At 58.8% G+C, this 20,637-nt stretch carries 18 protein-coding genes; 9 read left to right on the top strand and 9 right to left on the bottom strand.

Annotated features, from left to right (window positions below; genetic code table 11):
* Positions 1–120 precede the first annotated feature (120 nt).
* Entirely contained in the window at positions 121–1,695 is a 1,575-nt protein-coding gene (locus AB8804_RS13210) for an EAL domain-containing protein (RefSeq protein WP_371186810.1), read from the top strand.
* Here the strand turns inward: AB8804_RS13210 and soxS are convergent.
* The gene (gene soxS, locus AB8804_RS13205; protein WP_371186808.1) at positions 1,692–2,018 is read right to left on the bottom strand and encodes a superoxide response transcriptional regulator SoxS; all 327 of its coding nucleotides are present in this window, start codon (positions 2,016–2,018) and stop codon (positions 1,692–1,694) included. The genes AB8804_RS13210 and soxS overlap by 4 nt on opposite strands.
* Before the next feature lie 98 nt (positions 2,019–2,116).
* On the opposite strand from soxS, the gene soxR reads away from it, so the two are divergent.
* From soxR to AB8804_RS13185, 4 genes are all read left to right on the top strand, one after another.
* Positions 2,117–2,575 carry a redox-sensitive transcriptional activator SoxR gene (gene soxR / locus AB8804_RS13200; RefSeq protein WP_371186806.1) on the top strand — a complete coding sequence of 153 codons (459 nt, stop codon included), beginning with the start codon at positions 2,117–2,119 and terminating at the stop codon, positions 2,573–2,575.
* Between the two features lie 381 nt (positions 2,576–2,956).
* Complete coding sequence (locus AB8804_RS13195; RefSeq protein WP_371186804.1) at positions 2,957–3,622, top strand: glutathione S-transferase family protein; 666 nt, start codon at positions 2,957–2,959, stop codon at positions 3,620–3,622.
* Positions 3,623–3,923: 301 nt separating this feature from the next.
* The gene (gene ghxP, locus AB8804_RS13190; protein ID WP_371186802.1) at positions 3,924–5,273 is read left to right on the top strand and encodes a guanine/hypoxanthine transporter GhxP; all 1,350 of its coding nucleotides are present in this window, start codon (positions 3,924–3,926) and stop codon (positions 5,271–5,273) included.
* A 151-nt stretch (positions 5,274–5,424) separates the two neighbouring features.
* On the top strand, positions 5,425–7,071 hold the full coding sequence (locus tag AB8804_RS13185) for a Na+/H+ antiporter (protein WP_371186800.1): 1,647 nt from the start codon (positions 5,425–5,427) through the stop codon (positions 7,069–7,071).
* Positions 7,072–7,149: 78 nt separating this feature from the next.
* Here AB8804_RS13185 and AB8804_RS13180 read toward each other — a convergent pair whose 3' ends face one another.
* Complete coding sequence (locus AB8804_RS13180) at positions 7,150–8,037, bottom strand: LysR family transcriptional regulator (RefSeq protein ID WP_371186798.1); 888 nt, start codon at positions 8,035–8,037, stop codon at positions 7,150–7,152.
* Between the two features lie 102 nt (positions 8,038–8,139).
* Here AB8804_RS13180 and AB8804_RS13175 point away from each other — a divergent pair, with 102 nt between their 5' ends.
* The gene (locus AB8804_RS13175; protein ID WP_112013230.1) at positions 8,140–8,550 is read left to right on the top strand and encodes a CidA/LrgA family protein; all 411 of its coding nucleotides are present in this window, start codon (positions 8,140–8,142) and stop codon (positions 8,548–8,550) included.
* Entirely contained in the window at positions 8,543–9,232 is a 690-nt protein-coding gene (locus AB8804_RS13170; protein WP_371186796.1) for an LrgB family protein, read from the top strand. The genes AB8804_RS13175 and AB8804_RS13170 overlap by 8 nt, the downstream gene beginning before the upstream one ends.
* Positions 9,233–9,262: 30 nt before the next feature.
* On the opposite strand, the gene actP is transcribed toward AB8804_RS13170, so the two are convergent.
* The 3 genes from actP to acs all read right to left on the bottom strand — a co-directional run bounded on the left by actP (position 9,263) and on the right by acs (position 13,433).
* Positions 9,263–10,912 (bottom strand): cation/acetate symporter ActP, encoded by a 1,650-nt coding sequence (gene actP, locus AB8804_RS13165; RefSeq protein ID WP_371186794.1) that lies wholly within the window; start codon positions 10,910–10,912, stop codon positions 9,263–9,265.
* Positions 10,909–11,223, bottom strand: a complete 315-nt coding sequence (locus tag AB8804_RS13160; protein ID WP_371186792.1) for a DUF485 domain-containing protein — start codon at positions 11,221–11,223, stop codon at positions 10,909–10,911. The genes actP and AB8804_RS13160 overlap by 4 nt, the downstream gene beginning before the upstream one ends.
* Before the next feature lie 251 nt (positions 11,224–11,474).
* Positions 11,475–13,433, bottom strand: a complete 1,959-nt coding sequence (gene acs, locus AB8804_RS13155) for an acetate--CoA ligase (RefSeq protein ID WP_371186790.1) — start codon at positions 13,431–13,433, stop codon at positions 11,475–11,477.
* Positions 13,434–13,855: 422 nt separating this feature from the next.
* Here acs and gltP point away from each other — a divergent pair, with 422 nt between their 5' ends.
* Positions 13,856–15,169, top strand: a complete 1,314-nt coding sequence (gene gltP / locus AB8804_RS13150) for a glutamate/aspartate:proton symporter GltP (RefSeq protein WP_371186788.1) — start codon at positions 13,856–13,858, stop codon at positions 15,167–15,169.
* A 55-nt stretch (positions 15,170–15,224) separates the two neighbouring features.
* Here the strand turns inward: gltP and AB8804_RS13145 are convergent, their stop codons facing one another.
* The 3 genes from AB8804_RS13145 to fdhF all read right to left on the bottom strand — a co-directional run bounded on the left by AB8804_RS13145 (position 15,225) and on the right by fdhF (position 18,643).
* Positions 15,225–15,899, bottom strand: a complete 675-nt coding sequence (locus AB8804_RS13145) for a tetratricopeptide repeat protein (protein WP_371186786.1) — start codon at positions 15,897–15,899, stop codon at positions 15,225–15,227.
* 121 nt (positions 15,900–16,020) lie between these two features.
* Entirely contained in the window at positions 16,021–16,173 is a 153-nt protein-coding gene (locus tag AB8804_RS13140; RefSeq protein ID WP_371186784.1) for a Hok/Gef family protein, read from the bottom strand.
* Between the two features lie 322 nt (positions 16,174–16,495).
* Positions 16,496–18,643 carry a formate dehydrogenase subunit alpha gene (gene fdhF / locus AB8804_RS13135; protein WP_371186782.1) on the bottom strand — a complete coding sequence of 716 codons (2,148 nt, stop codon included), beginning with the start codon at positions 18,641–18,643 and terminating at the stop codon, positions 16,496–16,498.
* Positions 18,644–18,899: 256 nt separating this feature from the next.
* Here fdhF and AB8804_RS13130 point away from each other — a divergent pair, with 256 nt between their 5' ends.
* Positions 18,900–19,631, top strand: a complete 732-nt coding sequence (locus AB8804_RS13130) for a response regulator (RefSeq protein WP_371187029.1) — start codon at positions 18,900–18,902, stop codon at positions 19,629–19,631.
* A 5-nt stretch (positions 19,632–19,636) separates the two neighbouring features.
* Here AB8804_RS13130 and lpxO read toward each other — a convergent pair whose 3' ends face one another.
* Positions 19,637–20,545 carry a lipid A hydroxylase LpxO gene (gene lpxO / locus AB8804_RS13125; protein WP_371186780.1) on the bottom strand — a complete coding sequence of 303 codons (909 nt, stop codon included), beginning with the start codon at positions 20,543–20,545 and terminating at the stop codon, positions 19,637–19,639.
* Positions 20,546–20,637: the final 92 nt, after the last annotated feature.

Below are 20,637 nucleotides of genomic sequence, written 5' to 3'. Positions count from 1 at the left end.
TTTTAATACGAAAAGTCAGTTGCTAACTTCGCATGATTCATGCAACGTAATCACCTGTTTATCGAAGCACCCGGCCTTCATTACTACAGGCATACAACTTGCAGGGATATAGAGCGTAAAATGAATCGTAGCGCACGGCGCAAGGTGCTCGGGGGATTAGGGATTATCATGGTAGTTATGCTACCCGTGATGCTTGCGCTATGGTTTGCCCAGCTGCGCGCCGTATCGGAAACCAGCGCGGCGTTACGCACATTTGCCGACCTGGCTTTAGACAAAACTGAACTGGTTATACAAGAAGTTGATTTAGCGCGGGATGATGCGGAAAAATATCAGGGGCAGCTGTGCACCCCCGCGCACCGTCAATATATGCTAAACGTTGTTCGTGGCCGCCTGTTCATCGCTGATTTAATTTACGCCGAAGGTCAGAATTTTCTTTGCTCTACTGTTTTTACCCCTGAACATCCCTACGCGATCCCCACCGCCAATTACACGCGTAAGCCCGACGTTGCTATCTATTATTATCGCGATACGCCCTTTTTCAACGGCTATAAAATGACGTATATGCAGCGCGGGAATTATGTTGTGGTGGTTAATCCACTTTCCTACAGCGAAGTGATGTCTTCGGATAATTCCCTGTCGTGGGGAGTCTACGACACGGTGACAAATGCCTTCTTCTCCGTCAGTTCAAAGGCCAACGTTCCCTTATTAAATTCGATGATTCGGGATAAGGAAGCGTCATTTCAAATAGATGACCGTTTTTACACGGTGGTTAAATCGGATAAACGTCCTATTGCCGCCATCGTCTCAACGTCGAATAAACGCTTTTATGAAACGCTTTATCATCAGGCCACGCTGACGCTGCCGCTGGGGATGATTTGCAGCATTATTATCCTGCTGGTGTGGTCGCGCACCCGCCGCGAGCTTAACTCGCCGGGGCGTCTGCTGCATCGGGCGCTTACCCGTCGCCAGCTGCGCGTGCATTATCAGCCCATTATCGACATCAAGAACAACCGCTGCGTTGGGGCGGAGGCGCTCCTGCGCTGGCCCGGTTTTAACGGGCAAGTCATGAGCCCGGCCGAGTTTATTCCGCTGGCGGAAAAAGAGGGGATGATCGAGCGGATAACGGATTACGTGGTGGAAGAGGTGTTTAGCGATCTCGGGGAGTTCCTGGCGGCTCACCCGCACCTCTATATCTCCATTAACCTCTCGGCTTCCGATTTCCACTCCTCGCGCCTGATCGCCATGATATCGGACAAGGCCAGGCACTTCGCCGTGCGCGCGCAGCAGATCAAAATCGAGGTGACGGAGCGCGGGTTTATCGACGTGCCGAAAACCACGCCGGTGATCCAGGCGTTTCGCCAGGCGGGCTACGAGGTGGCGATCGATGACTTTGGCACCGGCTATTCGAACCTGCATAACCTCTACTCGCTGAACGTGGATATCCTGAAAATCGACAAATCGTTTGTCGATACCTTGACCACCAACAGCACCAGCCACCTGATTGCCGAGCACATCATCGAGATGGCCCAGAGCCTGCGGCTTAAAACCATCGCGGAAGGGGTAGAGACGGCGGAGCAGGTCAGCTGGCTGTTGAAGCGCGGCGTGCAGTATTGTCAGGGATGGCACTTCGCGAAAGCGATGCCGCCGCAGGAGTTTATGACCTGGCAGCAGCAGCCTTTACTCTCAGCGCACTAGTTAAGCTGGTGGCGATAGTCGCTCGGCGTGCGGTCAAACTCGCGGCGGAACACCCGGGAAAACGTCTGCTGTGAGACGTAGCCCAGATCCATGGCGATATCAAAAATAGGCCGCTGCGTGGAGCGTAGCGCCTGAGCCGCCATCAGCAGCCTGCGCTGGCGGATATACTCGCCCAGCGTCTGGTGCATGACGGTGCGGAACATTCTCTGTAAATACCATTTCGAATAGCCCGATTTCTTAGCGACCACATCGATGTTCAACGGTTGGTCGATATGTTCATCAATCCATTCAATAAGCGTCTGAATAATTTGCTGATGCGACATAAGGTTGCCCCTCTTTACATACAACTGTCTCTGTTGATTCGTCGTTTTCTCTGCGGGGGAGTATAATTCCTCAAGTTAACTTGAGGTAAAGAGGTTTTATGGAAAAGAGATTACCGCGGATCAAAGCGCTCCTGACGCCCGGAGACGTCGCGAAGCGCAGCGGCGTGGCGGTATCGGCGCTCCACTTCTATGAAAGCAAAGGGCTGATTAAAAGCATCCGCAACGCGGGGAACCAGCGGCGCTACACCCGCGACGTGCTTCGCTACGTGGCGATCATCAAAATTGCGCAACGGATCGGCATTCCGCTGGCCACCATCAGCGACGCGTTCGGCGTGCTGCCTGAAGGCCATACGCTGAGCGCAAAAGAGTGGAAGCAGCTCTCCTCCCAGTGGCGCGACGAGCTGGACAGGCGCATTCATACCCTGGTGGCGCTGCGCGACGAGCTTGACGGATGCATCGGCTGCGGCTGCCTGTCGCGCAGCGAATGCCCGCTGCGTAACCCGGGCGACCGGCTCGGCGAGCAGGGAACGGGGGCGCGGCTGCTGGAGGAAGAGTAGCCCTCTGCGGCCCGCGCGTCGGGTGGCGGCTATGCCTTACCCGACCTACAAAAAACCACATTCCCGAACGTAGGCCGGGTAAGGCGCAGCCGCCACCCGGCAAAACCCATGCCGCAAAAAGAACTAAAGCGCTACAATTGGGCGCTTTAGTTTTTCCCGGTCTTTGTCTTTCTCTCTATCCCGCTGGTTCACAGGAGGGTTTCCCCCGACGTCCGCACACCTCGTGTCGAGCTGGTTGATGAGGTTCCGGATTGTGCTGACACTTTAAGTGTATGCAAAGGCCGTTTTTACGCCAGCGGCGAAGGCTACTTTTTCGCCAAATTTTTTTCGCGATCTTGTTCGATTTTCTATAGTTAAAAGGATGAAGCTCAGGAGAAAACGATGATAACGGTCCACCACCTTAACCAGTCACGCTCGCATCGCGCGATTTGGGCGCTGGAAGAACTTTCCGTGCCGTATGAGATTGTGCATTACCAGCGCGAGAAAACGATGCTCGCCCCCGAATCGCTCAAGAAAGTGCATCCGCTGGGCAAATCGCCGGTGGTGGAGGATAACGGGCTGATCCTCGCCGAATCCGGGGCGATTCTGGAGTATTTACAGGAAAACTACGATCCCGATTTTCACCTCAAGCCGCAGGACCCCGCCAATAAAATCCAGTATCGCTTCTGGCTGCACTACGCCGAAGGTTCGCTGATGCCGCTGCTGTTAATGAAGCTGGTGTTTAACAGCCTCGGAAAACCGCCCGTGCCGTTCGGCCTGAGAACGCTGGGCAAGGCGCTCGGCAAGGGTGTGCAGAAGGCGTATCTCGATCGCCAGCTTGAAACGCACGCGCGCTTTATCGAATCGCATCTTGCGCAAAACGCCTGGTTTGCCGGCGAAACGCTCAGCATGGCCGACGTCCAGATGAGCTTTCCGATTTTTGCGCTGCTGGCGCGGGGCGGCATTGACAACCTGCCCCATACCCACGCCTGGAAGAAAAAGGTGGAAATGCGTCCCGGCTGGCAGCGAACCCTCGAGCAGGGCGGGCCGCTGAATATTCCTGGATAGCACAAAATGCAACGAAATTGCGCAGGGACGATAACGTTTGCGCATCCTCTGATTATTTCTTCGTCGCCCTGAGAGAATTTTGGCGAAAAAGGCGAAAGTTAAGTTGAAAAGGGCAGGGATTCGGCTAGATAATCGTTTGCCTTAAATTGACCACCCGTTTTGTAAGCGCGGAGCTAAACGTTTGCTTTTTTGTGACGCCCTTTTCGTCGCAAACGCAGTACATGGATTTGACGTTTCGCTGGCAGCGGAGACGCCACCACGCTTACCAACGACCTATAAAAACTCTCAGGGGATGTTCTCTATGTCTACGCCATCTGCGCGTACCGGCGGTTCGCTTGACGCCATGTTTAAAATTTCCGCTCGCGGCAGCACCGTGCGCCAGGAAGTCGTTGCCGGTCTGACAACGTTTCTGGCGATGGTCTACTCGGTGATCGTTGTGCCGGGCATGCTGGGCAAGGCGGGCTTCCCGCCTGCGGCCGTCTTCGTGGCCACCTGCCTGGTGGCGGGCGTCGGCTCCATCGTAATGGGCCTGTGGGCTAACCTGCCGCTGGCGATTGGCTGCGCCATCTCGCTGACCGCCTTCACCGCGTTCAGCCTGGTGCTGGGGCAGCACATCAGCGTGCCGGTCGCGCTCGGCGCGGTCTTCCTGATGGGCGTGCTGTTTACCATTATCTCCGCCACCGGCATCCGCAGCTGGATCCTGCGCAACCTGCCGCAGGGCGTGGCGCACGGCACCGGCATCGGTATCGGCCTGTTCCTGCTGCTGATTGCCGCAAACGGCGTGGGCCTGGTGATCAAGAACCCGCTCGACGGCCTGCCGGTTGCGCTCGGCGACTTTGCCAGCTTCCCGGTGATCATGTCGCTGATTGGCCTGGCGGTGATTATCGGCCTCGAGAAGCTGAAGGTGCCCGGCGGCATTTTGCTGACCATCATCGGCGTCTCGATCGTGGGGCTGATTTTTGACCCGACCGTCCACTTCTCCGGCATTTTCGCCATGCCGTCCCTGAGCGATGACAAAGGCAACTCCCTGATCGGCAGCCTGGATATCGTCGGCGCGCTGAACCCGGTGGTTCTGCCAAGCGTGCTGGCGCTGGTGATGACGGCGGTGTTCGATGCAACGGGCACCATCCGCGCGGTGGCCGGTCAGGCCAACCTGCTGGATAAAGACGGCCAGATTATCGACGGCGGCAAAGCGCTGACCACCGACTCCCTGAGCAGCGTGTTCTCTGGCCTGGTGGGCGCAGCGCCTGCCGCGGTTTACATTGAATCCGCGGCGGGTACGGCGGCAGGCGGCAAAACTGGCCTGACGGCGATCACCGTCGGTGTGCTGTTCCTGCTGATCCTGTTCCTCTCTCCGCTCTCCTACCTGGTGCCTGCCTACGCAACCGCCCCGGCGCTGATGTACGTCGGCCTGCTGATGCTGAGCAACGTGGCGAAAATCGACTTTGCCGATTTTGTGGACGCGATGTCTGGCCTGATCACGGCGGTCTTTATCGTGCTGACCTGCAACATCGTGACCGGCATCATGATCGGCTTTGCCTCGCTGGTGATTGGCCGCCTGGTGTCCGGCGAGTGGCGCAAGCTGAACGTTGGCACGGTGGTGATTGCCGTCGCGCTGGTGGCGTTCTACGCGGGCGGCTGGGCGATTTAACTTATCGATTAATGCGAAAACGGGTGGCTCAGGCCGCCCGTTTTTTATTTTCAGCCCCCATCCGGTTGCCTTTTGCGTTACTCTGAGGAAGATATAATCAAAGGCACGACGCCTTTCGAAGTACATAAGAAACGCTGCAAACAGGGAACGCATGGAAATCTTCTTCACAATACTCATCATGACCTTAGTGGTCTCATTATCCGGGGTAGTTACACGCGTACTGCCCTTTCAGTTACCCCTGCCGCTCATGCAAATTGCCATCGGCGCGCTGCTGGCGTGGCCGACGTTTGGCCTGCACGTTGAGTTCGACCCCGAGCTGTTCCTCGTGCTGTTCATTCCGCCGCTGCTGTTTGCCGACGGCTGGAAAACGCCCACCCGCGAGTTCCTGGAGCACGGCCGGGAGATCTTCGGCCTGGCGCTGGCGCTGGTTATCGTCACCGTGGTCGGGATTGGCTACCTGATCTACTGGGCGGTGCCGGGCATTCCGCTGATACCCGCCTTCGCGCTGGCCGCCGTGCTGTCGCCAACCGACGCCGTGGCGCTCTCCGGCATCGTCGGCGAGGGGCGCATTCCGAAGAAAATCATGGGCATTTTGCAGGGCGAGGCGCTGATGAACGACGCCTCCGGCCTGGTGGCCCTGAAGTTTGCCGTGGCGGTCGCCATGGGAACGATGGTGTTTACCATTGGCGGCGCGACGCTGGAATTTTTCAAGGTCGCGATTGGCGGCATCCTGGCCGGGTTTGTGGTCAGCTGGCTGTACGGCCGTTCGCTGCGCTTCCTCAGCCGCTGGGGCGGCGATGAGCCCGCCACGCAGATCGTGCTGCTGTTCCTGCTGCCGTTTGCCTCGTACCTGATTGCCGAACACATCGGCGTGTCGGGCATCCTGGCGGCCGTCGCGGCGGGGATGACCATCACCCGCTCCGGCGTGATGCGCACCGCGCCGCTGGCGATGCGCCTGCGCGCCAACAGCACCTGGGCGATGCTGGAATTTGTCTTTAACGGCATGGTGTTCCTGCTGTTGGGCCTGCAGCTGCCGGGCATTCTGGAGTCCTCGCTGGTGGCGGCGGAAGCGGACCCGAACGTGGAAACCTGGATGCTGTTCACCGACATCGTGCTGATCTACATGGCGCTGATGCTGATGCGCTTCGGCTGGCTGTGGACGATGAAAAACCTGAGCCAACGCTTCCTGAAGAAAAAGCCGATGGAGTTTGGTTCATGGACCACGCGCGAGCTGCTTATCGCCTCTTTCGCGGGCGTGCGCGGGGCGATTACCCTTGCCGGTGTGCTCTCGATTCCGCTGCTGCTGCCCACCGGGGACGTCTTCCCGGCGCGCTACGAGCTGGTGTTCCTGGCGGCGGGCGTGATCCTGTTCTCGCTGTTTGTCGGCGTGGTGATGCTGCCTATTCTGCTCCAGCACCTGGAGGTGGGCGACCACACCCAGCAGCATAAGGAGGAGCGCATTGCCCGCGCCGCCACGGCTGAAGTGGCGATTGTGGCGATCGAGAAGATGGAGGAGCGCCTGGCGGCGGATGCCGAAGAGAACATCGATAACCAGCTGCTGAAGGAAGTCAGCTCCCGCGTGATTGGTAACCTGCGCCGCCGTGCCGACGGGCGTAACGACGCGGAAAGCTCGCTGCAGGAAGAGAACCTCGAGCGCCGCTTCCGCCTGGCGGCGCTGCGCTCGGAGCGCGCCGAGCTTTATCACCTGCGCGCCACGCGCCAGATCAGCAACGAAACGCTGCAAAAGCTGCTGCACGATCTGGACCTGCTGGAAGCGCTGTTGATAGAGAATCAGTAGCGCTGTTTTTGCCCGGTGGCGCTGCGCTTACCGGGCCTACAAAACCTGTAGGCCGGGTAAGGCGAAGCCGCCACCCGGCTATTCAGGCCGCACCCAAAACCCCTCACAACACTGTAACCACGCCTGCGCGCTGTGCGATAAATAGACCCCTTCGCGCCAAATCATGCCGAGCTGCCAGCGCAAATCGCTCTCCAGCGGGATCCAGCGCAGCGTGTTTTTATCCAGCCGCTCGCAGATGGGCTGCGGCAGGATCGCGATACCCACGCCCGCCTGCACCATCGCCGCAAGGAAATCCCATTGGCCGCTGCGCACCGCAATGCGCGGCTTCACGCTGTGCTGGCTAAACAGCGCCATCAGCTGGCGGCTGAGGGCAAAATCTTCGTTGTAGATCAGCAGGGGATGCCCGGCGAGCACCTCCGGCTTCACCGAGTCGATCTGCATCCAGTCGCCGGCGCGCGGCACCAGCACGCAAAGCGGATGGCTGAACAGCGACAGCGTCGCCAGGCCGCTCTCCTCCTCGACGGGCAGGGCGGTCATCGCCACGTCCAGCTCGCCGTTGATCACCGCCTGCTGCACGGTCAGGCCGCCAAATTCGGAAATCTTCAGCTCAACGCCGGGGTAGCGCTGGCGAAACAGGCTGATGGGCCCGGCCATCATCATGCCGACCATCGGCGGAATGCCGAGCCGCAGCAGCCCTTTGTTAAGGTGGTTGATGTCGCCCAGCTCCGCCTCGAGCTGGCGAAACTCCGCCAGAATCGCCAGGCCGCGCTCAAACACCACGCGCCCGGTATCGGTCAGCAGCAGCTTGCGCCCGTCGCGGATCAGCAGGGTGCAGTTCAGTTCATCCTCGAGGTTTTTCAGCATCTTGCTGATGGTGGGCTGGGTGACAAACAGCTTCTCCGCTGCGCGGGTAAAACTTTGCTGGCGAACCACCTCGACAAAATAGCGCAGCGTTCTTATGTCCATGATTATTCCTCGGAACTATACCTTCGATGATTTTAATTCATTTCTTTCACCGACGTGCGCTCTCTATACTGGCGCTCCGTCTCACTTTTGAGGAAATCATCCATGGCCGTGGCGTTAGGTCGTGTTACGCCTGCCGTTGTGCAACGACTCCAGGTCCCGGTTCAGGTTCTGCTCTATGCAGGGCTGTTCGTCTTCGCTGAATATCTCGTTAGCTGGCTGCACCTGCCGCTTCCCGCCAACCTGGTGGGGATGGTGCTGATGCTCACGCTCATCCTGTGCCGCATCGTTCCCCTGAGCTGGGTGCGCGCGGGCGCGCGCTGGCTGCTGGCGGAGATGCTGCTGTTTTTCGTGCCCGCCGTGGTGGCGGTGGTGAATTACGCCCAGCTGCTGATGGTCGACGGCTGGCGCATCTTCGCGGTGATCGCCCTGAGCACGCTGATGGTGCTCGGCACCACCGCCTGGGTGGTGGATAAAGTGTACCGGTTTGAAATCAGCAGGCAGAAGCATGACTAACTTCCAGATTAGCGTCCTGTGCCTGCTCGCCACGCTGGCGATCTACTTTGCCAACAAGCGTCTTTACCGCCGCTTTCACGCCCTGCCGCTGATGCCGCTGGTGTTCACGCCCGTGCTGCTGGTGCTGATGCTGGTCTTCGGGCATATCTCCTGGCAGAACTACATCGGTGAATCCCACTGGCTGCTGTGGCTGCTCGGCCCGGCGACCATCGCCTTTGCGGTGCCGGTCTACGACAACCTGGCAATCATCAGGCGCCACTGGATGTCGCTCAGCGCGGGCGTCATGACCGCCACGGTGGTGGCGGTGTGCAGCTCGGTCTGGCTGGCGCGGCTGTTTACCCTCTCCGATGAGATCCAGCGCAGCCTGGCGGTGCGCTCGGTCACCACGCCGTTTGCCCTCGCGGCGGCAAAACCGCTCGGCGGCCAGCCTGATCTGGTGGCGCTGTTTGTGGTGGTGACGGGGGTGTTTGGCATGGCGGTGGGCGACGTGCTGTTTCTGCGGCTCTCCATTCGCGAAGGGATGGCGAAAGGGGCGGGGTTTGGCGCGGCGTCGCACGGGGCGGGCACGGCGCGCTCGTACGAGCTCGGCCAGCAGGAGGGCGTGGTCGCCAGCCTGGTGATGATGCTCTCGGGCGTGGTGATGGTGCTGATTGCGCCGCTGGTGGCGTGGGTGATGTTTTAATTCCCCGGCCCTGCGGCCGGGGAGTGATGCTTAGTGCGCGCGGCCCTGCTCAACGCCCAGGCCGGTTTGCGAGCGGATAAACTGGGCGCGGAACTTCTCGCGCTCCAGATTACCTTCCGGCGAGTTGTCGGTGGCCGAGAAGAACCAGATGCCGATGAACGCCACGGCAATGGAGAACAGCGCCGGGTATTCATACGGGAAGATGGCGTTCTCGTGACCGAGGATCTGCACCCAAATCGTCGGGCCGAGGACCATCAGGATCACCGCCGTCAGCAGCCCCAGCCAGCCGCCAATCATCGCCCCGCGCGTGGTCAGCTTCGACCAGTACATCGAAAGCAGGATGATTGGGAAGTTGCAGCTCGCCGCAATCGAGAAGGCCAGCCCCACCATAAAGGCGATGTTCTGCTTCTCGAACAATATCCCCAGCAGGATCGCCACCACGCCCAGCACCAGCACGGTGATCTTGGACACCTTCAGCTCGTCGCGCTCGCTCGCCCCTTTGCGGATCACGTTGGCGTAGAGATCGTGCGAGACCGCAGAGGCCCCGGCCAGCGTCAGCCCGGCGACCACCGCGAGGATGGTGGCGAAGGCCACGGCGGAGATAAAGCCGAGGAACAGGTTGCCGCCCACCGCGTCGGCCAGGTGCACCGCCGCCATGTTGTTACCGCCAATCAGCGCGCCCGCCGCGTCCTTGAACGCCGGATTCGCCCCCACCAGCATGATCGCGCCGAAGCCGATGATGAAGGTCAGGATGTAGAAGTAGCCCATAAACCCGGTGGCGTAGAAGACGCTCTTCCGCGCTTCGCGCGCGTCGCTCACGGTGAAGAAGCGCATCAGGATGTGCGGCAGGCCCGCCGTGCCGAACATCAGCCCCAGGCCGAGCGAGAGCGCGGATATCGGGTCTTTCACCAGCCCGCCCGGGCTCATGATCGCTTCCCCTTTCGGGTGTACCGCCATCGCTTCGGTGAACAGGTTATTGAAGCTGAAGCCGACGTGCTTCATCACCATAAAGGCCATAAAGCTCGCGCCGAACAGCAGCAGCACCGCCTTGATGATCTGCACCCACGTGGTGGCGAGCATGCCGCCGAACAGGACGTACATCACCATCAGCACGCCGACCAGCACCACCGCAACGTGGTAGTTCAGGCCGAACAGCAGCTCGATGAGCTTGCCCGCGCCGACCATCTGCGCAATCAGGTACAGCGCCACCACCACCAGCGAGCCGCAGGCGGAGAGGGTGCGAATCGGCCCCTGCTTCAGGCGATAGGAGGCGACGTCCGCGAAGGTATAGCGCCCCAGATTGCGCAGGCGTTCGGCAATCAGGAACAGGATGATCGGCCAGCCGACGAGGAAGCCGAGAGAGTAGATCAGGCCGTCGTAGCCGGAGGTATAGACCAGCGCGGAGATCCCGAGGAACGACGCCGCGGACATAAAGTCGCCCGCAATCGCCAGCCCGTTCTGGAAGCCGGTAATGTTGCCGCCCGCGGTGTAGTAATCGTTGCGCGAGCGCACGCGCTTCGAGGCCCAGTAGGTAATGTACAGCGTCAGCAGGACGAAAATCAGGAACATGATGATCGCCTGCCAGTTGGTGGGCTGGCGCTGAACCTCGCCTGTAATGGCGTCGGCAGCGTTGGCTGCAAAAGGCAGTGCGGCGGCAAGCGCCGTCAGAACTCGCTTCATGATGCTTTTACCTCTTGCAGAACGGCCCTGTTAAGACGATCGAACTCGCCGTTGGCGCGCCAGACGTAGACGCCGGTCAGCACGAACGAAATCACAATCACGCCGATCCCAATCGGGATGCCGCGCGTGACGCTGGTTCCCGCGTGCAGCGGCGTGCCGAGCCAGTGCGGGGCAAAGGCGATCAGCAGAATAAAGCCGACGTAGATGACCAGCATGATGATGGAAAGTAAGAAGGCAAACCGTTGCCGTTTTTCGACGAGCTCCCTGTAGTGCGCACTGTTCTCTATCTGCTGACAAATATGGTCATTCATCACAGAGTCTCCAGAAGTTCCCCTTCGTCTTTCACGCCGCAGGTGCGTTGGCCGCACTCGACCACCCCAGTCACATAGTAAACTATGCTCCTGGGGATGTTCTCGCTTGCCGCCTTCCTGCAACGCGAAATCCTTTGGGGAGGGTTGTTTTAATTCCCTCTCCCTGAGGGAGAGGGTTAGGGTGAGGGTGAAGGAAGGAGCGGTCTGATGCCCTCACCCCGGCCCTCTCCCACGGGGAGAGGGAGAAAAAATTACGAAGGCATTGCGATGGCCTGCTTCTCTTCGAGCAGTTTGTCCACCACGCCAGGATCGGCGAGCGTTGAGGTATCGCCGAAGTTGCTGGTATCGCCCGCCGCAATTTTGCGCAGAATGCGGCGCATAATTTTGCCGGAGCGGGTTTTCGGCAGCGAGTCGGTCCAGTGCAGCACGTCCGGCGTGGCGAGCGGGCCGATTTCCTTACGCACCCAGTTTCGCACGTCCGCGTACAGCTCCGGCGACGGCTCTTCGCCGTGGTTTAGCGTGACGTAGGCGTAAATCGCCTGGCCCTTGATGTTGTGCGGAATGCCGACTACGGCGGCTTCGGCAATCTTCGGATGGGACACCAGCGCGGATTCTATCTCCGCCGTGCCCAGGCGGTGGCCGGAGACGTTCAGCACGTCGTCCACGCGCCCGGTGATCCAGTAGTAGCCGTCCTCATCGCGACGCGCGCCGTCGCCGCTGAAGTACATGTTCTTAAAGGTCGAGAAGTAGGTCTGCTCGAAGCGCTCGTGATCGCCAAACAGCGTGCGCGCCTGTCCGGGCCAGGAATCCACGATTACCAGGTTGCCTTCGGTCGCGCCTTCCTGCGGATTGCCCTCGTTATCCACCAGCGCGGGCTGCACGCCGAAGAACGGACGCGTTGCCGAACCGGCTTTCAGCTCCGTCGCGCCCGGCATCGGGGTGATCATGAAGCCGCCGGTCTCGGTCTGCCACCAGGTGTCCATCACCGGGCATTTTTCGTTGCCGATCTTCTTCCAGTACCACTCCCACGCTTCCGGGTTGATCGGCTCGCCCACGGACCCCAGGATGCGCAGGGACGAACGGTCGGTGCCTTCGATGGCCTTGTCGCCTTCCGCCATCAGCGCGCGGATCGCGGTCGGCGCGGTGTAGAGGATATTGACCTGGTGCTTATCGACCACCTGGCACATGCGCGCCGGGGTCGGCCAGTTCGGCACGCCCTCAAACATCAGCGTGGTAGCGCCGCAGGCCAGCGGGCCATACAGCAGGTAGCTGTGGCCGGTGACCCAGCCGACGTCGGCGGTACACCAGTAAATGTCGCCCGGATGGTAGTCGAACACGTATTTGAACGTGGTCGCCGCGTAGACCAGATAGCCGCCGGTGGTGTGCAGCACGCCCTTGGGCTTGCCGGTTGAGCCGGAGGTATAAAGGATAAACAGCGGATCTTCCGCGTTCATCTCTTCCGGCTGGTGCTGGTCGCTGGCCTTTTCGATCAGGTCGCTCCACCAGAGGTCGCGCCCCTCGTGCCAGTCAACGTTGCCGCCGGTACGCTTGAGGACGATAACGTTGCTGACGGTCTTCACGTTCGGGTTTTTCAGCGCTTCGTCGACGTTTTTCTTCAGCGGAATGCCGCGCCCGGCGCGCAGGCCTTCGTCGGCGGTGATCACCAGCTTCGAGCTGGAGTCGACGATTCGCCCGGCAACCGCTTCCGGCGAAAAGCCGCCGAAAATCACCGAGTGAATGGCGCCGATGCGCGCGCAGGCCAGCATCGCCACGGCGGCTTCCGGCACCATCGGCATATAGATAGCGACGACGTCGCCCTTTTTAATGCCTCTTTCCAGCAGGACGTTGGCGAAGCGGCACACGTCGCGGTGCAGATCTTTATAGGTGATGTGCTTGCTTAGAGAGGCGTCGTCGCCTTCCCAGATGATGGCCGTTTCGTTGCCGCGCTCGGCAAGATGGCGGTCCAGACAGTTTGCGGCCAGGTTCAGCGTGCCGTCTTCATACCATTTAATGGAGACGTTGCCCGGCGCAAAGGAGGTGTTTTTCACCTTCTGGTACGGTTTGATCCAGTCAAGGATCTGTCCCTGCTCGCCCCAGAAGGCGTCCGGGCTGGAGATGGAGTGCTGATACTTCTCGTGATACTGCTCCGGGTTTATCAGGCAACGGTCCGCAATGTTTGCGGGAATGTCGTGTTTATGGATTTGGCTCATGGCTTTTTTTCTCCTTGTAAGATGTTAATAATATGTCGCAAAAACGTTAAGAGTAGGGGCTTTACAAGCTTTGTTTAGGTTTTGGGCGGCAGATCACGCATTGTCTGAACAGGTTGAAAAATGAGCGAATGAAACTTTGAAGGGAAATAATTTATGCGGACGATTATTCACATTTAGGTGAAAAAAAGCGTTTTTATAACAAATGGTTATTTATAAGAATTATTACAAATTCGTGTCATAGCCCCTTTTGGCAGTGAAATGCCTCGTTCTTTAAGGCTTGCGCAGCATGCCGTGCAAATGATACTCATACGCCGCGTTAAAAAATCCCATAAACCAACGCAACACAATACATACCCTTTCAGTATGTCTCCCTATTCATGCAGTTCGGTGGTGCGGAGATTTCATTGAGGAAGTTAGTTTTTATGAAAAATTTGAAAATCAGCCTGGCCTGGCAAATCCTGCTGGCCCTTGTGCTGGGCATCTTACTGGGCAGTTACCTCCACTATCATAGCGACAGCCGCGAATGGCTGATCGCGAACCTGCTTTCTCCGGCAGGCGATATTTTTATTCACCTTATCAAGATGATTGTCGTCCCGATCGTGATTGCTACGCTGGTGGTTGGTATTGCCGGCGTGGGCGATGCGAAGCAGCTCGGGCGTATCGGCGCGAAAACCATTATCTATTTCGAAGTGATCACTACGGTGGCCATCATTCTCGGCATCACGCTGGCGAACGTGTTCCAGCCCGGTTCCGGGATCGATATGTCGCAGCTGGCAACGGTGGATATTTCGAAATACCAAAGCACAACCGCTGACGTGCAAAGCCATGCGCACGGGCTGATGGGGACGATTCTTTCGCTGGTGCCGACCAACATCGTCGCGTCCATGGCGAAGGGCGAAATGCTGCCGATCATCTTCTTCTCGGTGCTGTTCGGCCTGGGCCTGTCCTCCCTTCCGGCGACCCACCGCGAGCCGCTGGTGACCGTGTTCCGCTCTATCTCTGAAACCATGTTCAAAGTGACCCACATGGTGATGCGCTACGCACCGGTCGGGGTATTTGCGCTGATTGCGGTAACCGTCGCTAACTTCGGCTTTGCCTCCCTGTGGCCGCTGGCGAAGCTGGTTATCCTGGTTCACTTCGCGATCCTGTTCTTCGCGCTGGTGGTGCTGGGCCTCGTGGCGCGTCTGTGCGGGCTGAGCATCTGGATCCTGATCCGCATCCTGAAGGACGAGCTGATTCTGGCCTACTCGACGGCAAGCTCTGAGAGCGTGCTGCCGCGTATTATCGAGAAGATGGAGGCCTACGGGGCGCCTGCGTCAATCACCAGCTTCGTGGTGCCGACCGGCTACTCCTTTAACCTCGACGGCTCGACGCTGTACCAGAGTATTGCGGCCATCTTTATTGCCCAGCTGTACGGCATCGATCTCTCCCTGTGGCAGGAAATCGTGCTGGTGCTGACGCTGATGGTGACCTCGAAAGGGATCGCGGGCGTGCCGGGCGTGTCGTTCGTGGTGCTGCTGGCGACGCTGGGCAGCGTGGGCATTCCGCTGGAAGGGCTGGCATTTATCGCGGGCGTAGACCGTATCCTCGACATGGCGCGTACCGCGCTGAACGTGGTGGGTAACGCGCTGGCGGTGCTGGTGATTGCCAAGTGGGAGCACAAGTTCGACCGCAAGAAAGCGCTGGCGTACGAGCGCGAGGTGCTGGGTCGTTTTGATAAGACGGCCGACCAGTAGTGTAAAAAGCCTATTCCCTCTCCCCTTTGGGGAGAGGGTTAGGGTGAGGGGATTTTTACTCCCCGCTCAGCGCATCAAACTCCTCACACCCCGTATCAAACCCTTCGGTACAGCTCAGGTTCAACCAGTACAGCGCCTTCTGCTTATTCGGCGTGATAAAGCCTTTTTCACCCTGCTGGAACAGCATGCCCGCCCAATATTCCGCGTATCCCGTGCGCGACAGCGACGAGCTGCGCTTAAACCACGCGGCGGCTTTTGCATCGTCCTGGGCAACCCCAACGCCGTTGGCATAGATCAGCCCCAGCAGGGATTGCGCATCGACCGCCGAATCGCTGTCGAGATCCTCCGTGGCGGTTTGCAGCAGCGCAATGGCCTTTGGATAGTCGGTACTGCCTGCCTCGGTATTGACCAGCACGCGCGCCAGCATGATCGCACCGCGCTTGCTGCCCGCAATGTTCGCCTGCTGGGCAAGCGCTTTCGCCTGCACGTAATCACCCTGCGTAAAATGGATTTGCGACAGCAGGGCCATTGCGTCGACGTCGCCGCCTTTGGCCGCTTTCTCCGCCCACTGCGCGGCCTTCTGGCTGTCTCCGGAGCTAAAATACGTGTCGGCCAGATAGTACTGCGCACGCGCGTCGCCCGCGTCGGCCTGTTCCTGATACTGGCTGCCAATCGCGTTGGCGCGCGCCAGCGAGGTGAAAACGAACAACAACAGTAAAATGTGTCTCATGGATTCTTATCATTAGGGTACGTGCCGCGCAGTATAATCGCGGTCGCAGAAGAAAAAAACGGGTGCATTAAGACCTCAGCATCCTACAAGCCGGGCGGAACGGCCGTTCCGCCCGATGAGGTTAGCCCGAAATACAGGCTAATTTCGCCGCCACCTCCTGATGTTCGCTTTTTATTGTGAGCTCGCATAACTTCCCGCGATTAATAAAGGCGAATATCACTATGGTCAGACATATAATTGAAACTATGCCTAACACAGCTTTTAATGGCGTCATGCCTTTTACTCCTTGTCAAAAAAAGAATAAGAGGCTACCCTCAACTTGTTGGTTGTTGAGGGGGTAGCCTCGGGTGAATGCAAATTTCCCGGGGCTTTCCACTTTCTGTCCCTCAACAATGCTCAAGACAGAAAGTCTTAAGCACCCGCCGCACATCTTATCCCTCTGAAGTAAAATGCAAAGATGTAATTCTTTTCCGCGCTAATTACATTTTTCCTGCGAGACGCCTTCCAGAATAAATATAAAACTCATAAATGATAAATTTATAAATAAAAAGGGGATGAATAGCTCATCCCCTTTATTCAGCGTTTAATTAACGGCTTTAACCCATTGCGCTTTCGCGCAGCCGGGCCTTCAGCTTCGTATATTCGTCGATCACATACTGTTCCGCGGCGCGCTGATCGGCAATCGGCTCGACGCGCACGGCGCAGTATTTATACTCCGGCGTTTTGGTTATCGGGCTGAGGTTCTCCGTCACCAGCTCGTTACAGGCGCCAATCCACCACTGGTAGGTCATATAGACCGCCCCTTTGTTGGGCCTGTCGCTGACCTGGGCGCGCGTAATGATCCTGCCCTTACGCGAGTTCACCCATATCAGCGCCTCATCCTCAATGCCAAGCCGCTCCGCGTCGGCGGTGTTGATCTGCGCATAGCCCGGCTCATCCGCCAGCGCGGCCAGCGCGGCGCAGTTGCCCGTCATCGAACGGCACGAGTAGTGGCCCACCTCACGCACGGTGGAGAGCACCATCGGATACTCGTCGGTGAGCTTATCGATCGGCGCGACCCAGTCGCAGGTGAAGAACTGCGCCAGCCCGTTCGGGGTGTCGAACTTCTCCTTAAAGAGATACGACGTGCCCTGGTCGGCGTCGGACTCCTCGCGGCACGGCCACTGGATGTATCCCAGCTCGCCCATTTTTTCATAGGTCGCGCCGTAGAAGTCCGGACACAGGTGCCGCAGCTCGTCCCAGATCTCCTGGGTGTTGTTGTAGTGCATCGGATAGCCCATGCGGGTGGCGATTTCGCTGATGATCTGCCAGTCCGTTTTCAGGTCCCACTTCGGCTCGACCGCTTTGAAGAAGCGCTGGAAGCCGCGGTCCGCCGCCGTGTAGACGCCTTCATGCTCGCCCCATGACGTCGACGGTAAAATCACGTCCGCCGCCGCCGCGGTTTTGGTCATAAAGATGTCCTGGACGATGACCAGTTCCAGATCCTCAAACCCTTTACGCACCGCAGAAAGCTCGGCGTCGGTCTGGAGCGGATCTTCACCCATGATGTAGGCCGCCCGCACCTCGCCGTGCGCCGCGCGGTGCGGCAGCTCGCTGATGCGGTATCCGGTGTGCTCCGGCAGGCTCTCCACGCCCCAGGCCTTCGCGAATTTCTCGCGGTTTTCCGGGAACTTGACGTACTGATAGCCCGGATAGGTATCCGGCAGTGCCCCCATGTCGCACGCGCCCTGCACGTTGTTCTGGCCGCGCACCGGGTTCACGCCGACGTGCGGCTTCCCGAGATTGCCGGTCAGCATGGCGAGGCTGGTCAGGGAGCGCACGGTTTCCACGCCCTGATAGAACTGGGTCACGCCCATGCCCCACAGAATGGCGGCGGTTTTGGCCTCCGCGTACATCCGCGCGGCCTGGCGGATCTCCTGCGCGCTGACGCCGGTTATCGCTTCGACCGACTCCGGCGTGTAGCCTTCGACAATTTTCCGATACTCTTCAAAGCCTTCCGTACGCGTGGCGATAAAGGCCTGATCGTAGAGGTTCTCCTCAATGATGACGTGACCCATCGCATTCAGCAGCGCGATATTCGAGCCGTTTTTCAACGCGATGTGCATATCCGCAATGCGCGCGGTTTCGATTTTACGCGGATCGCAGACGATGATTTTCGCCCCGTTCTGTTTGGCGCGAATCACGTGGTTCGCGACGATAGGGTGCGAATCCGCCGGGTTGTAGCCAAAGATAAAGACGAGATCGGTGTTATCTATCTCGTTGATCGCATTACTCATTGCGCCGTTACCGACCGACTGGTGCAGACCTGCAACCGAAGGGCCGTGTCAGACGCGTGCGCAGCAGTCGACGTTATTGGTGCCAATAACGGCGCGCGCGAATTTTTGCATCACATAGTTGGTTTCATTCCCCGTTCCGCGCGAGGAGCCGGTGGTTTGGATCGCGTCCGGGCCATACTTGGCCTTGATGGCGCTGAGGCGGGTCGCGACGTAGTCCAGCGCCTCGCTCCAGGAGACGGCTTCCAGCCTGCCGCCGCGCTCGCGACGGATCATGGGGGTTTTCAGGCGCGGGGTGAGGATTTGCGTATCGTTAATAAAATCCCAGCCGTAATAGCCTTTCAGGCACAGGGTTCCCTGGTTGGTTTTCCCCTGTGCCGCTTCCGCCCGGATGATTTTGCCGTTATCGACCACCAGGTGGATCTTACAACCTGAGGCACAATACGGGCATACCGTGACGACTTTTTTCATCAGTCTGCTCCCGTTAGTCAATTCTTACGCAGCCACTATGCAGCTTCTATGCCATGTTTTTGATGTGGGTATTCGCTGACTTTACGGCTCCCTGCGGGAAAAAACGCTGACGAAAAACAGGCAATCGTCAAAATTGACGTGTCGAAAAGGGAGCGGATGTGACGCGGGTTGTAATTCCGTCACTGAATAAACACATTGGCTGGAGCCATCGGCAGAATGGTTCAGACTTAACATAATTTCCCGACGGAAGCAGATGATGAAACCGGCGATTCTGGTGGTAGATGACGATACGGCAGTGTGCGAGCTGTTAAAAGACGTGCTTAACGAGCACGTCTTTACGGTGCTGGTCTGCCATAACGGCCAGGACGCCCTTGACCGGATCCAGCAGGAGCCGGGCATCGCCCTGGTGCTGCTGGACATGATGCTGCCGGATATCAATGGCTTACAGGTGCTGCTGCAGCTGCAAAAGCAGCGCCCGGCGCTGCCGGTGGTGATGCTGACGGGGCTGGGGAGCGAGTCGGACGTGGTGGTCGGGCTGGAGATGGGGGCGGACGATTACATCGGTAAGCCGTTCAACCCCCGCGTGGTGGTGGCGCGGGTGAAAGCCGTGCTGCGCCGCAGCGGCGCGCTGGCGGCCGACGCCCCGGCACCGCGCGCGGCGGGTGTGACCTTCAACGGCTGGACGCTTGATACCGCCCGCTGCGAGCTGAGCGATCCGCAGCGCAACGCCGTGCCGTTAACCCAGGGCGAGTACGGCCTGCTGCTGGCGCTGGCGCAAAACGCCCGCCGGGTGCTGAGCCGCGAGCAGCTGCTGGAGCTGACCCACAGCGAAAGCGCCGACGTCTTTGACCGCACCATCGACGTGCTGATTATGCGCCTGCGGCGTAAAATCGAGGCCAACCCGCACCAGCCCGCGCTGATCAAAACCATCCGCGGGCTGGGGTACGTTTTTGCCGCCGACGTTAACCTTCCCGAGCGGGCGGCGTAGGGCGATCACACCACGGCTGGAACGATAATTGCCGCGAAAATCGCAATGATGACCAGATATTTCAGCGCGTAATAGAGGCGCCGGTTTTTCTTCTTCAGGCGCTGTCCGCGCTCGCGCCCTGCGTGAACGTACTTGAATAGGCGATTTATGCCGCCGGTACGATCGCCGTCATCATTGGGCGAGCTGGCTGCCGACATCAGCGTCGTGCCCACCCAGTGGTTAACCGCCTGCGCCCAGCGCCATTTCATCGGCCGTTCAATATCGCAGAACAGGATGATGCGCGTCCGATCCGTTTTATTTTCCGCCCAGTGTACGTAGGTCTCATCAAAAATGACGGCCTCTCCGTCGCGCCAGCTGTGTCGCTGCTGGTCTACCTCGATAAAACAGCGGTCGTCGTTCGGCGTAAACAGGCCCAGATGGTAGCGCACCGAGCCGGCGTAAGGATCGCGATGCTTGCCCAGATAGGCGCCCGCCGGGAGCTCGGCAAACATGGCGGCCTTCACCGAGGGGATCTCATTAACCAGCTTCGTCGTGACGGGGCACAGGGCCTGTGCCGACGGGTGCGCGTCGGCATACCACTTCAGATAAAAACGTTTCCACCCGCGCTTAAAAAACGTATTAAAACCGGCGTCATTGTTATTCTGTGCCGCCTTAATATGATCCTGCAGGCGCAGGGCTTCTTCGCGAATAACCGGCCAGCTGTCGGTGAGCTTTTTCAGCTCCGGAAAGTTTTCCGTTTCAAAGAAGGGCTGCTTTGCAGGAAGCGTTGAAAACGCGGTCATGAACATATTGATCGGCGCCATGAACGTGGAGTGATCGAATAGCTGCCGCGAGAGCGTTTGTTTTTCTTTGCCGCGCGAATGCGCATAGATAACGCTAATAATGAAAATACCGATAATAATGGCTGCGAACATTTTTCCCTTGTCCTGTATTGATTTTCTCATTCCGGAAAGCGAGCGCATACCGCGCCGCGCGTACCGAAGATGCCAGACGAAGAGAGTGTAGT

The sequence above is a fragment of the Enterobacter sp. KBR-315C3_2022 genome, assembly GCF_041399425.1.
Lineage (GTDB): Bacteria > Pseudomonadota > Gammaproteobacteria > Enterobacterales > Enterobacteriaceae > Enterobacter.
This window is presented reverse-complemented; position numbering and strand designations above follow the sequence as displayed.

Coding starts and splice junctions, on each gene's coding strand:
- AB8804_RS13130 (WP_371187029.1), top strand. CDS start 18,900: ATGAAACCGGCGATTCTGGTGGTAGATGACGATACGGCAGTGTGCGAG.
- AB8804_RS13145 (WP_371186786.1), bottom strand. CDS start 15,899: ATGAGACACATTTTACTGTTGTTGTTCGTTTTCACCTCGCTGGCGCGC.
- soxS (WP_371186808.1), bottom strand. CDS start 2,018: ATGTCGCATCAGCAAATTATTCAGACGCTTATTGAATGGATTGATGAA.
- AB8804_RS13140 (WP_371186784.1), bottom strand. CDS start 16,173: ATGACGCCATTAAAAGCTGTGTTAGGCATAGTTTCAATTATATGTCTG.
- AB8804_RS13170 (WP_371186796.1), top strand. CDS start 8,543: ATGACTAACTTCCAGATTAGCGTCCTGTGCCTGCTCGCCACGCTGGCG.
- AB8804_RS13210 (WP_371186810.1), top strand. CDS start 121: ATGAATCGTAGCGCACGGCGCAAGGTGCTCGGGGGATTAGGGATTATC.
- AB8804_RS13160 (WP_371186792.1), bottom strand. CDS start 11,223: ATGAATGACCATATTTGTCAGCAGATAGAGAACAGTGCGCACTACAGG.
- acs (WP_371186790.1), bottom strand. CDS start 13,433: ATGAGCCAAATCCATAAACACGACATTCCCGCAAACATTGCGGACCGT.
- actP (WP_371186794.1), bottom strand. CDS start 10,912: ATGAAGCGAGTTCTGACGGCGCTTGCCGCCGCACTGCCTTTTGCAGCC.
- AB8804_RS13195 (WP_371186804.1), top strand. CDS start 2,957: ATGATAACGGTCCACCACCTTAACCAGTCACGCTCGCATCGCGCGATT.
- ghxP (WP_371186802.1), top strand. CDS start 3,924: ATGTCTACGCCATCTGCGCGTACCGGCGGTTCGCTTGACGCCATGTTT.
- lpxO (WP_371186780.1), bottom strand. CDS start 20,545: ATGTTCGCAGCCATTATTATCGGTATTTTCATTATTAGCGTTATCTAT.
- AB8804_RS13175 (WP_112013230.1), top strand. CDS start 8,140: ATGGCCGTGGCGTTAGGTCGTGTTACGCCTGCCGTTGTGCAACGACTC.
- soxR (WP_371186806.1), top strand. CDS start 2,117: ATGGAAAAGAGATTACCGCGGATCAAAGCGCTCCTGACGCCCGGAGAC.
- gltP (WP_371186788.1), top strand. CDS start 13,856: ATGAAAAATTTGAAAATCAGCCTGGCCTGGCAAATCCTGCTGGCCCTT.
- AB8804_RS13185 (WP_371186800.1), top strand. CDS start 5,425: ATGGAAATCTTCTTCACAATACTCATCATGACCTTAGTGGTCTCATTA.
- AB8804_RS13180 (WP_371186798.1), bottom strand. CDS start 8,037: ATGGACATAAGAACGCTGCGCTATTTTGTCGAGGTGGTTCGCCAGCAA.